General features: G+C 69.9%; 10 protein-coding genes. 9 read left to right on the top strand and 1 reads right to left on the bottom strand.

Annotated features, from left to right (window positions below; translation table 11 throughout):
• The 6 genes from infB to GX015_RS10950 form a co-directional block, all read left to right on the top strand.
• A partial coding sequence (gene infB, locus GX015_RS10975; protein WP_291345122.1) for a translation initiation factor IF-2 occupies positions 1-1958 on the top strand: 1958 nt, incomplete at its 5' end.
• 570 nt (positions 1959-2528) lie between these two features.
• A complete protein-coding gene (gene rbfA / locus GX015_RS10970; RefSeq protein ID WP_291345121.1) occupies positions 2529-2972 on the top strand; it encodes a 30S ribosome-binding factor RbfA in 444 nt (147 codons plus the stop codon).
• A 1-nt stretch (position 2973) separates the two neighbouring features.
• Complete coding sequence (locus GX015_RS10965; protein WP_291345119.1) at positions 2974-4020, top strand: DHH family phosphoesterase; 1047 nt, start codon at positions 2974-2976, stop codon at positions 4018-4020.
• Position 4021: 1 nt separating this feature from the next.
• Complete coding sequence (locus GX015_RS10960; RefSeq protein ID WP_291345117.1) at positions 4022-5344, top strand: MATE family efflux transporter; 1323 nt, start codon at positions 4022-4024, stop codon at positions 5342-5344.
• A 202-nt stretch (positions 5345-5546) separates the two neighbouring features.
• A complete protein-coding gene (locus GX015_RS10955; protein ID WP_291345116.1) occupies positions 5547-6362 on the top strand; it encodes a metallophosphoesterase in 816 nt (271 codons plus the stop codon).
• Positions 6363-6379: 17 nt separating this feature from the next.
• Positions 6380-7009, top strand: coding sequence for a 4'-phosphopantetheinyl transferase (locus tag GX015_RS10950; RefSeq protein WP_291345124.1), 630 nt, complete (start codon positions 6380-6382; stop codon positions 7007-7009).
• A 9-nt stretch (positions 7010-7018) separates the two neighbouring features.
• On the opposite strand, the gene truB is transcribed toward GX015_RS10950, so the two are convergent.
• The gene (truB, locus tag GX015_RS10945) at positions 7019-7951 is read right to left on the bottom strand and encodes a tRNA pseudouridine(55) synthase TruB (protein WP_291345114.1); all 933 of its coding nucleotides are present in this window, start codon (positions 7949-7951) and stop codon (positions 7019-7021) included.
• Positions 7952-8002: 51 nt separating this feature from the next.
• Between truB and GX015_RS10940 the strand changes: the two genes are divergently transcribed.
• The 3 genes from GX015_RS10940 (at position 8003) to GX015_RS10930 (ending at position 11859) form a co-directional block, all read left to right on the top strand.
• Positions 8003-8995, top strand: coding sequence for a bifunctional riboflavin kinase/FAD synthetase (locus GX015_RS10940; protein ID WP_291345112.1), 993 nt, complete (start codon positions 8003-8005; stop codon positions 8993-8995).
• 131 nt (positions 8996-9126) lie between these two features.
• Entirely contained in the window at positions 9127-9396 is a 270-nt protein-coding gene (rpsO, locus tag GX015_RS10935; RefSeq protein ID WP_291345110.1) for a 30S ribosomal protein S15, read from the top strand.
• 195 nt (positions 9397-9591) lie between these two features.
• Positions 9592-11859, top strand: a complete 2268-nt coding sequence (locus GX015_RS10930; protein ID WP_291345108.1) for a polyribonucleotide nucleotidyltransferase — start codon at positions 9592-9594, stop codon at positions 11857-11859.
• Positions 11860-12022 lie beyond the last annotated feature (163 nt).

Raw genomic sequence — 12022 nt, 5'->3', positions numbered from 1 at the left:
GTGGCCCGCGCGGTGGTCGCGGTGGTCGCCGCGGCGGAACCGCCGGCGCCTTCGGACGTCCGGGCGGCGCCCCGCGCCGCGGACGCAAGTCGAAGCGGCAGAAGAGGCACGAGTACGAGTCGATGCGGGCTCCCTCGGTCGTCGGCGGCGTCAAGCTGCCCAACGGCCAGGGCCAGACCATCCGCCTCGCGCGCGGCGCCTCCCTGTCGGACTTCGCCGAGAGGATCGGCGCGGACGCGGCCGCCCTGGTGCAGGCCCTGTTCAACCTCGGCGAGATGGTCACCGCGACCGCCTCGGTGAGCGACGAGACCCTGCAGCTGCTGGGCGACGAGATGGACTACAAGGTCCAGGTCGTCTCCCCGGAGGACGAGGACCGCGAGCTCCTCGAGTCCTTCGACCTGCAGTTCGGCGAGGACGAGGGCGACGAGGACGATCTGATGATCCGTCCGCCGGTGGTCACCGTCATGGGCCACGTCGACCACGGCAAGACCCGCCTGCTGGACACGATCCGCAAGGCGAACGTGGGCGGCGACGAGGCCGGCGGCATCACGCAGCACATCGGCGCCTACCAGGTGCCGGTCATGTTCGAGGACCACGAGCGCAAGGTCACGTTCCTGGATACCCCGGGCCACGAGGCGTTCACCGCCATGCGTGCCCGCGGTGCCCAGGCCACCGACGTCGCGATCCTGGTCGTCGCCGCTGACGACGGCGTCATGCCGCAGACGGTGGAGGCCATCAACCACGCGAAGGCGGCCGGCGTGCCGATCGTCGTGGCGGTCAACAAGATCGACAAGGAGGGCGCCGATCCGCAGAAGATCCGCGGTCAGCTCACCGAGTACGGTCTCACCGACGAGGAGTGGGGCGGCGACACCATGTTCGTCGACATCTCCGCAAAGCAGAACGAGAACATCGAGTCGCTGCTGGAGGCCGTCCTCCTGACCGCCGACGCGGCGCTCGATCTGCGCGCCAACCCGGACATGGACGCCCAGGGCATCGCCATCGAGGCGCACCTGGACCGTGGCCGTGGCCCGGTGGCCACCGTCATCGTCCAGCGCGGCACGTTGCGCGTCGGCGACTCGATCGTGGTCGGCGACGCCTACGGTCGCGTGCGTCGCATGGTCGACGAGTACGGCAAGGACGTCACCGAGGCGGGCCCGTCCCGTCCGGTGCAGGTCCAGGGTCTGACGTCGGTCTGTGGTGCCGGCGACAACCTGCTGGTCGTGGACGAGGACCGCACTGCTCGTCAGATCGCGGATCGTCGTGACGCCCGCCGCCGCAACGCGCTGCAGGCCCGCAACCGCCGCCGCGTCTCCCTGGAGAACCTGGACGAGTTCATGAAGGAGACCAACTCCCTCAACCTCATCCTGAAGGGCGACAATGCCGGTACGGTCGAGGCGCTGGAAGAGGCGCTGCTGAAGATCGAGATGGACGACGAAGTCCAGCTCAACATCATCGACCGCGGCGTCGGCGCCGTCACGCAGACGAACGTCACGCTGGCCGAGGCGTCGGATGCCGTGATCATCGGCTTCAACGTCCGTTCCGAGGGCAAGGCGACCGAGGCCGCCAACGCCGCGGGCGTCGACATCCGTTACTACACGGTCATCTACAAGGCGATCGAAGAGGTGGAGCAGGCGCTCAAGGGCATGCTCAAGCCCATCTACGAGGAGCGGGAGATCGGCCGCGCCGAGATCCGCGCCATCTTCAAGGCGTCCGCCATCGGCCTCATCGCCGGTTGCATGGTGGAGTCGGGCAAGATGCGCCGCAACGCGAAGGTCCGCCTCATCCGCGACGGCAACGTCATCGCGGAGCAGGCGACGATCACCTCGCTGCGCCGCGAGAAGGACGACGCCACCGAGGTGTCGGCCGGTTACGAGTGCGGCATGGTGCTGTCCTACCCGGACATCCAGGTCGACGACATCATCGAGGCCTACGAGATGGTCGAGGTCCCGCGCGACTAGTCCGCGGATCGTACCGCGATCGGTGCCTCACGGCACTTCGCTTTACGACGGCCGGCCCCCACGCCATTCGGCGCGGGGGCCGGCTTCGTCGTCGCGGGGGAATGGCGTGGGCGCGGGCCGTCGGAAAGCGAACTTCGTCGGGTCTGCTCGTGCCAAGGAGATGCCATCGATTTCGGCGACCTGGGCAAACGCGGATGGCGACGTGGCGTTGACATCTCCATGGCACGAGAACCCTCGCGACGCCGGGGACTACGGCGCCGGTGGCCCATGAAGGCCACTCGTGGTGGGGCGCGGGGCGGATAGGCCTCGGCAAGAAAGGGCCGGCTACGTCGTCGCGGGGGAATGGCGTGGGCGCGGGCCGTCGGAAAGCGGGGGCCGCAGGCCGTTCGCCGAGGGCGAGTGCGCAACCCCGCCCAATCGGGCGGGCCGGGCGCGAAGCCGCCGGGGAAGCGGCTATCCTGGGTGGCCGGAGTTCGGGCGCGATCACCTCGCCGCCCGGCAACAACGTCGGCGCCGAGCCCTTCGCGTTCGGCGCCGCAGAACAGTCCCCGACCAGAGGAGAAGATCGAGATGGCCGATCCCGCACGCGCACGCCGCATGGCCAAGCGAATCCAGGAGGTCGTCGCCGCCGCGATCGAACGCGAGGTCAAGGACCGCCGCCTCGAACTGGTGACCATCACCGACTGCCGGGTCACCGGCGACCTGCACGACGCGACCGTGTTCTACACCGTCCGCGGCCGCACGATCGAGGAGGATCCCGACTGGGAGGCCGCCGCCGAGGCGCTGCACCGCGCCCGAGGCCAGCTGCGCTCGCTCGTCGGGCGCTCGCTCGGCGTGCGCTACACGCCGACGCTGGCGTTCGAGGTCGACACCGTGCCGGAGGCCTCCGCCCACATGGAGGAGCTGCTGGCCAAGACCCGCGAACGCGACGCCGAGCTGGCCAAGCTGCGCGAAGGCGCCGCCCCCGCGGGCGAATCGGATCCGTACCGCCACGACGACGAGCCGGACGCCTGACGTGGGGCCGGCGGAGCAGGCGGCGCACCAGCTGTCGCAGTCGATCAGCCGGCGGATGTCGGGTCCGATCCAGGACTCGATGGACATGCTGGCCGACGCGGAATTCGTGGCCGTGGTGTGCCACATCCATCCCGACGCCGACGCGATCGGCGCGGCCTCGGCGATGGTGATGGCGCTCCGGCAGCGCGGCATCCGCGCGGTGGCCTCCTACGGCAACGACGAGTTGCCCGCGAAGTCGCTGCTGACCATCCCGGGCTGGGAGTTCTTCGTCGCCCCAGGCGACATCCCCGAGACCGTCGACACGTGGGTCTCCGTCGACTGCGCGAGCCCCGAGCGCCTGGGCAACCTGCGCGAGCGGATGCTGGGGTCGCGCCGGCTCATCGTCGTCGACCACCATGATTCGAACACCCGCTACGGCACGGTGAACATGGTCGACGAGGAGTCCGAGTCCTCGACGATGGTGCTCCTGGACTTCTTCGAGGTCTGGGGCATCAAGCTCACCCGCGACATGGCGCATGCGCTGTACGCGGGCCTGCTCACCGACACGGTGTCCTTCCAGTTCGGCCGATCGCGCATGCACACCGCAGCGGCGCGGCTGCTGAACAAGGGGCTGGACCCGCGGACCATCGGCGCGCAGCTGCTCGAGGGCCACCCATTCGAATACCTGCCCTTCCTGGGCCGGGTGATGGCCACCGCCGGGCGAGTCCCGGGTTGGGCCGACGGCGCCGGCCTGGTGCACGTGACCATTTCCAACGAGGACATGGCCGACGTCGGCCACGACGAAGTGGAGGCGGTCGTCGACGTCGTGCGCACGACGAAGGGCGGCGACGTCGCCGCCGTGTTCAAGGAGTACGAGCCCGGGTACTGGACGGTGTCGCTGCGCTCGACCGAGCACATCGACGCCGCGGCGGTCGCCGGATTCATGGGCGGCGGCGGCCACCTCCGCGCCGCCGGCTACAGCTACGCGGGTGACCGCGACGGCGTTCTCGGCGCACTCATCGGCGCGTCGGAGGCTGCGGCCGCGACCATCGGGAAGGCCGGCGCCTGACGTGAGCACCAACGTGGACCGGCCCGTCACCGCGGGCCGGATCCTCGGCCTGGCGCTGCCCGCCCTCGGGGTGTTGGCGGCGCCGCCGCTGTATCTGCTGCTGGACACCGCCGTCGTCGGCCGCCTCGGGGCCGTCGAATTGGCGGCGCTGGCAGCAGGCGCGACGGTCTTCTCCATGCTCACCGCGCAGCTGACCTTCCTCGCCTACGGCACCACCGCGCGGGCGTCGCGGGCCTTCGGGCGTGGCGACGTCAAGGGTGCGGTGACCGAAGGAGTGCAGGCGACGTGGGTCGCCGTCTTCGTGGGCGCCCTGCTTTTCGCGCTGGTCCAGATATTCGCGGGCGGCATCACGCGGCTGCTCGCCCCCGACCCGGACGTCGCGGGGGCCGCCGCCGGGTGGCTGCGCATCGCGGCGTTCGGAATCCCGCTCACGCTCATATCCCAGGCCGGCAACGGCTGGATGCGCGGAGTGCAGGACACGCGGCGCCCGTTCCTCTACGTCGTCGGCGGCCTTGGCCCGGCTGCGCTGATCATCGTGCCCTTGGTCGGTTGGCTGGGGCTGAACGGTTCGGCCTGGGCCATGATCGCGGGCGAGACGCTGACGGCGGTCTTCTTCATCCGGCGGCTCGTCGACTCGGCCACTGACCGGGACGTCGACAAGCGCCCGAGCTGGATGCTGATCAAGCGGCAGCTGGTGCTGGGACGGGACCTGATCCTGCGTTCGCTCGCGTTCCAGGTGGCGTTCCTGTCGGCGGCGGGCGTGGCGGGGCGGTTGGGCGCGTTTTCGCTCGGGGGCCACCAAATTCTGCTGCAGCTGTGGAATCTGCTTTCGCTTGTGCTCGATTCGCTGGCGATCGCGGCGCAGACGCTGGTCGGCGCGGCGCTGGGCGTGGGGTCGGTGGCGGCGGCGCGGTTCACTGCGCGGCGGGTGATCGCCTGGTCGACGGTCTTCGCCGGGGTGCTCGCGGGCGTGTTCGCGGTGCTCGATTCGCTGCTGCCGCGCGCGTTCACCAATGCCGACGGCGTGCTCGCCGCCATCGCCGAGGGGCCGTGGTGGATTCTCGTCGCCATGATTCCCGTCGGCGGCGTGGTGTTCGCCATCGACGGCGTGCTGCTCGGCGCGGGGGATGCGGCATTCCTGCGCAATGCGACGATCACGGCGGTCGTCCTCGGCTTCCTGCCGCCGGTGTGGCTGACCCTGGCGATGGGCTGGGGGCTCACCGGCGTGTGGTCGGGTCTGCTCGCCTTCATGGTGCTGCGGCTCATCTTCGTCGCGGTGCGCTACCGGGGTCCGAAGTGGACGGAGGCGGCGGGGGAGGACTGATCATTTGTCACCCCAAAATTGTTGACGATGGGTCAACTGTGACTAAAGTTGCCTGAGAGTCAGGTTTGCCGAAAATCTTGCCGTGAATCGCCGCCGATCCGTTACGATTCCGTGATCGGCGACGATATACCGGCCAGACCCGACTTCACGGATCACCGCACGATCACCGGCGAGACATCGCCAGACATCACAGGAGGCGCCTATGGCGGACGACGACGCAACGTCGACCACCCTGTGGGCGATTTCCGATCTCCACGTGGCCGTCAAGGCGAACAAGGCGGTGATCGAGAACCTGGAACCGCGCAATCCCGCGGACTGGCTCATCGTCGCCGGCGACGTCGCCGAACGGCCGGAGCTGGTGCTCAAGACCCTCGGCGAATTGTCGCGCCGCTGGGCGCAGGTGATCTGGGTCCCCGGCAACCACGAACTGTTCTGCCGCGGCGCCGACGCCCACGTGGGCGAGGACCGCTACGCGCAGCTCGTCGACGGTTGCCGCCGCCTCGGCGTGCTCACGCCCGAGGACCCGTACCCGGAGTTCGGCGGCGTGACCATCTGCCCGCTGTTCACCCTGTACGACTATTCCTGGCGCCCGGCCGGCACGACCATCGGCGAGGCGCTGGAAATGGCGAACGCCAGCCAGGTCGTCATGACCGACGAGTTCGCCATCCGCCCCTTCGTCGACCCGGTGCTGTGGTGCCGGCGCCGCCTCGCGTACACCGTGCGCAGGCTCGCCCGCGTCGACGGGCCGACGATCCTGGTCAACCACTGGCCGCTCGCCCGGGAACCGCTGGCCGCGGTGTACTACCCGGAATTGTCCATGTGGGCCGGCACCCGGCACACGCAGGACTGGGGCACGCGGTACCAGGCCCGCCACGTCATCTACGGGCACCTGCACATCCCCGGCACCACCGTCGTCGACGGCGTGCCGCACACGGAAGTCTCCCTGGGCTACCCCAGGGAATGGCAACCGCGGGAAGGCGACCGGACGTGGCCCTACCCTGTTATGGAGGTTCGATGACGGTGCTCACGAAGGCCATGCTCCCGGCTCACGCCTCGTTCCATCAGATGTGGACGACCGGTGACAGCCTGGACCATTACCATGCGCTCGACCCGGCGGAACGCAATCTCGTCGCCGGCGCCGTCGATGCGCGGAAGGCCGAATTCGGCGACGCCCGCTGGTGCGCTCACCGGGCCATCGAGGAACTCACGGGCCGCCCGTCGGCGCGCCCGATCCTGCGCGGCGAGCGCGGCATGCCGCTGTGGCCCAACCAGATCACCGGTTCCATGACCCACACCCGCGGGTTCCGCGCCGCCGTCGTCGCCCCGCGCTTGCTGGTGCAGTCCATCGGCGTCGACGCGGAGATCGCCGAGCCGCTGCCCGAGGGCGTGCTGGGCTCCATCGCCAGCCCCCGCGAACTGGCCACCATCGGCGCCACCGGCCTGGAGTGCACCGACCGCCTGCTCTTCTGCGCGAAGGAGGCCACGTACAAGGCGTGGTACCCGCTGACGGGCCGCTGGCTCGGTTTCGAGGACGCCGACATCGACCTGCGCCCCGACGGCACCTTCGTGTCCTACATCCTCGTGCGCCCCACCCCGGTGCACTTCATCGAGGGCCACTGGACCGTGGAGAACGGGTACGTCATCGCCACGGCGATCGTGCGGTAGTTCTCCGCCCTACATCGTCGACGGCCGGGCGACGAACACCGTCTTCGCGCGCTTGCCGGACTCGGTGATCAGCGCGACGACGCGCCCATCCGGGGTCCGCGCGGCCTGCACGCCGGCCATCCCGACCGGCTCGAGCCACTTGCCCTGCGACAGCGCCACGCCCTCGTCGGCGGTGACGTCGCGGACGGGGAAGCACGCCAGGCACGCCTCGTCGAGGGTCATCGTCGGCTCCGGATGGGCCTCGAGTTCCTCCAGCGTTTTCGCGCCGCCGATGCGGAACGGGCCCGCCGCGGTGCGCCGCAGCGCCGTGATGTGGCCGCCCACTCCCAGGCTCGCCCCCAAGTCCCTGGCCAGGGACCTGATGAACGTGCCCGCCGAGCAATCCACGCTCACGTCGAGATCGATGAATTCCGCTTGACGACGGATCGCGTGGACGTCGAAAAGCGAGACCGTGACCGGGCGCTCGGGGAGCACGACGTCCTCTCCGCGGCGCATGCGCTCGTGGGCGCGGACCCCGTCGATCTTCACCGCGGACACCGACGCGGGGCGCTGCATGATGTCGCCGGTCAGAGCCGCGACGCCCGCCATGATCGCCTCGTCGGCGATCGTCGCGATCTGCTCGGGCGCGGCCGTGGCCAGGACCTCGCCCTCCGCGTCGTCGGTGACCGTGGAGGAGCCGAGGCGGATCGTCGCGTCGTACGACTTCGCGTCGGCGTGGACGTGCGGCAGGAAGCGCGTGCCGCGGTTGACGCCCAGCACCAGCACGCCCGTCGCCATCGGATCCAGCGTCCCCGAATGGCCCACGCGGCGCGTCCCGAAAATGCGCCGCAGCTTGCCGACGACGTCGTGGCTGGTCATCCCCGCCGGCTTGTCCACCACGACCAACCCCGAATCGGCGAGCGGATCGGCGGTCGCTGCGTTGGCGTTCCCGGATGCGTTCATGTGGGGCATCCTATTCGGCGCGCGGGCGGCGGCGTGTCGTAGGGTTGGCGCGTGGACATCTGGCACGGGATTGAACAGGTACCCGCCGAGCTCGGCGACACCGTCGTGACGATCGGCGTCTTCGACGGCATCCATCTCGGCCACCGGCGGCTCATCGGCCGCGCGGTGGAGCGGGCGCGCGAACTCGGCGTGCCCGCGGTGCTGGTGACCTTCGACCCGCACCCCATCGCCGTGTTCGCCCCGGAGAAGGCGCCGGCGACGCTGGCCACGTGGCCGCGGCGCGCCGAGCTGGCGGAGGAGATCGGCATCGACGCCATGCTCGTGTTGCGCTTCGACCGCGAGCTCGCGGCGATGTCGCCCGAGGATTTCGTCGGCGACATCCTCGCCGGGACGCTGCACGCCAAGGCCGTGATGGTGGGGGAGAACTTCACCTACGGCCACAAGGCGGCGGGCACCACGGAGACGCTGCCCGGGCAGGGCGCCGCGCACGGCATCGAGGTGGAGATCGTCGAGCTGCTCGCCGAGGGCGGAGACCGCGTGTCCTCGACCCGCGTGCGCGGCCATCTCGCCGAGGGCAACGTCGCCGCGGCCGCCGACTGCCTCGGCCGGCCGCATCGCGTGACCGGCGAGGTCATCCACGGCCAGGGGCGCGGCGGTGCTCAGCTGGGCTTCCCGACCGCCAACATCGACGTCGCCCCCGGCCTGGCCGTGCCGGCCGACGGCGTCTATGCGGCGTGGTTCACCGCGAGCGAGGGGCCGGAGCGCACCGACGTTGACGCCGACGGCGACATCGAGCTCGGCCGCGCGTACCCCGCCGCCGTGTCGGTGGGCACCAACGTCACCTTCGGGGACACCGCCCGCACCGTCGAAGCGTTCATCCTCGACCGGTCCGCCGACCTCTACGGGCTCACCGGCTCCATCGACTTCGTCGGCCGCATCCGCGGGATGGAGAAGTTCGACGGCATCGACCCGCTCATCGAGCGCATGAACCTCGACGTCGCCGAGACCCGCGCCATCCTCGGCGTGGAGCAGGGGCGCGATTAGGTTTGCCGGCCCCGCTGCTGGTAACCTGGCCGCTTGGCCGTGACTGTGGTCCACGAACAGTCGCCGCGCCGCCGGTCGCACCGGGGCCATCGAGTGGACTGAAACAACCATCGACACGAAGGAGACGCCCCATGGCGCTTTCGACCCAGGAGAAGGCCGACGTCCTCAAGGAGTTCGGCCTGCACGAGACCGACACCGGTTCGCCGGAGGCCCAGGTCGCGCTGCTGACCACCCGCATCCGCCAGCTCACGGAGCACCTGAAGTTCCACAAGCACGACCACCACTCGCGCCGCGGCCTGCTGCTGCTCGTCGGTCGTCGCAAGGGTCTGCTCAAGTACCTGGCCGACAACGACGTCCAGCGTTACCGTAACCTCATCGAGCGCCTCGGCCTCCGCCGCTAAGAGCCTCGCACGAGCTTCGGCCGTCGCTTTGCGACGGCACGGAAAGCCCGCAGCGACCAGGATCACCCTGGTTGCCGCGGGCTTTCTCGCGTTCACCGTGGTAGAGTCTCCGCGATGCCCCGAGATGAACACAATAGGGCGGCACCGACGATCGCCCTGGGGGCACACCAAACGAAAGACGTGGTTTTTCCCCGCATGACCGACACTCAGTACGACTACGACGACAACGGCTACGACGACATCGTGGAGGCCGTCGCTGTCATCGACAACGGCGACTTCGGCACCCGCGAAATCCGCTTCGAGACCGGCCAGCTGGCCCGACAGGCCGACGGCGCCGTCACCGCGTACCTCGATGACGAGACCATGATGCTCGCCACGACGTGCGCGTCCAACAACCCCCGCGAGGGCTTCGACTTCTTCCCGCTGACGGTGGACGTCGAGGAGCGCATGTACGCCGCGGGCCGCATCCCCGGCTCGTTCTTCCGCCGCGAGGGCCGCCCCGGCCAGGACGCCATCCTGGCCTGCCGCCTGATCGACCGTCCGCTGCGCCCGACGTTCGTGAAGGGCCTGCGCAACGAGGTCCAGATCATCATCACCATCATGTCCCTCGACCCGAAGGACATGTACGACGTGGTGGCCATCAACGCCGCCTCCGCCGCCACCCAGCTTTCCGGCCTGCCGGTCTCCGGCCCGGTCGGCGCCGTCCGCATGGCGCTGGTCGCCGACGACGCCCACCCGAAGGGCGCGTGGGTCGCGTTCCCGACCGTCGAGCAGCACGAGCAGGCGCTGTTCGAGATCGTCGTCGCCGGCCGCCTGGCCGACGACAACGCCGCCAAGGGCCGCGGCAAGTCCCGCAAGGCCAAGGCCTCCGCGGACAACGTGGCCATCATGATGGTCGAGGCCGGCGCCACCGAGCACGTCGCCGACCTGGTCGCCCAGGGCCGTCCGGCGCCGACGGAGTCCGTCGTCGCGCAGGGCCTCGAGGCCGCCAAGCCCTTCATCGCCGAGCTGTGCCGCGCGCAGCAGTCCCTGGCCGGCGAGGCCGCCCAGGACGTCCGCGAGTTCCCGCTGTTCCCGGCCTACAACGACGACGTCTACGCCGCCGTCGAGTCCGAGGCCGCGAAGAAGCTGCCGGAGCTGCTGAAGACGCCGTCGAAGCAGGACCGCGACGACGCCACCAACGCCTTCATGGACGAGGTCGTCGCCGCCCTCGAGCCGCAGTTCCCGGAGCGTGGCAAGGAGATCGCCGCCGCGTACAACGGCCTGATGAAGTCGATCGTGCGCGACATGATCCTCACCGACGGCTTCCGCATCGATGGCCGCGCCACCGACGCGATCCGCGATCTGGGCGTCGAGATCGAGCTGATCCCGCGGGCCCACGGCTCCGCCCTGTTCGAGCGCGGCGAGACCCAGATCCTGGGCGTCACCACGCTGGACATGCTGAAGATGGAGCAGCAGATCGATTCGCTGGGCCCGGTGTCCTCGAAGCGCTACTTCCACCACTACAACTTCCCGCCGTACTCCACCGGCGAGACCGGCCGCGTCGGTTCGCCGAAGCGCCGCGAGATCGGCCACGGCGCCCTCGCCGAGCGCGCCATCGTGCCGGTGCTGCCGTCGCGCGAGCAGTTCCCGTACACGATCCGCCAGGTCTCCGAGGCGCTGGGCTCCAACGGCTCGACGTCGATGGGCTCCGTGTGCGCCTCGACCCTGTCGCTGTACAACGCCGGCGTGCCGCTGCGCGCCCCGGTCGCGGGCATCGCCATGGGCCTGGTGTCCGGCGAGGTCGACGGCGACACCCGCTACGTCGCGCTGACCGACATCCTCGGCGCCGAGGACGCCTTCGGCGACATGGACTTCAAGGTCGCCGGCACGTCCGAGTTCATCACCGCGCTGCAGCTGGACACCAAGCTCGACGGCATCCCGTCGAAGGTGCTGGCCGACGCGCTGGAGCAGGCCCGCGACGCGCGCCTGACCATCCTGGAGGTCATGGCCGAGGCCATCGACGAGCCGGACGAGATGAGCCCCTTCGCCCCGAAGATCACCACGATCACCGTGCCGCAGTCGAAGATCGGCGAGGTTATCGGCCCCAAGGGCAAGGTCATCAACGGCATCACCGAGGAGACCGGCGCGAACATCTCCATCGAGGACGACGGCACGATCTTCGTGTCCGCCACCTCCGGCGAGGCCGCCGACGCCGCGATCGAGAAGATCAACGCCATCGCCAACCCGCAGCTGCCGAAGGTCGGCGAGCGCTACCTGGGCACCGTGGTCAAGACCACCGCCTTCGGCGCGTTCGTGTCCCTGGTCCCGGGCCGCGATGGCCTGGTGCACATCTCCAAGCTCGGCGACGGCAAGCGCATCGACAAGGTCGAGGACGTCGTCAACGTGGGCGACAAGCTGCAGGTCGAGATCGCGGACATCGACAACCGCGGCAAGATCTCGCTGGTCCCGGTCCAGGAGTAGAAGCCGGGACCATACCGATCCCGACACTCCCGGAGTTCGTCTCCGGCGTCGGGGATGGTTGTCTCGGACCGCGCAGACCGCGGTCCTTCCGACGGGCCCCGCATCGTGATTTTCACGGTGCGGGGCCCGTTTCGCGTGTCAGGGTGGGGGATGTCCGGCCGGG

The sequence above is a fragment of the Corynebacterium sp. genome, from assembly GCF_012837295.1.
In the GTDB taxonomy this organism is placed as follows: domain Bacteria; phylum Actinomycetota; class Actinomycetes; order Mycobacteriales; family Mycobacteriaceae; genus Corynebacterium.
Note: the sequence above shows the minus strand (reverse complement) of the source record. Positions and strands in the feature narration are given on the sequence as shown.

Coding starts and splice junctions, on each gene's coding strand:
- GX015_RS10955 (WP_291345116.1), top strand. CDS start 5,547: ATGGCGGACGACGACGCAACGTCGACCACCCTGTGGGCGATTTCCGAT.
- rpsO (WP_291345110.1), top strand. CDS start 9,127: ATGGCGCTTTCGACCCAGGAGAAGGCCGACGTCCTCAAGGAGTTCGGC.
- rbfA (WP_291345121.1), top strand. CDS start 2,529: ATGGCCGATCCCGCACGCGCACGCCGCATGGCCAAGCGAATCCAGGAG.
- GX015_RS10950 (WP_291345124.1), top strand. CDS start 6,380: ATGCTCCCGGCTCACGCCTCGTTCCATCAGATGTGGACGACCGGTGAC.
- truB (WP_291345114.1), bottom strand. CDS start 7,951: ATGAACGCATCCGGGAACGCCAACGCAGCGACCGCCGATCCGCTCGCC.
- GX015_RS10930 (WP_291345108.1), top strand. CDS start 9,592: ATGACCGACACTCAGTACGACTACGACGACAACGGCTACGACGACATC.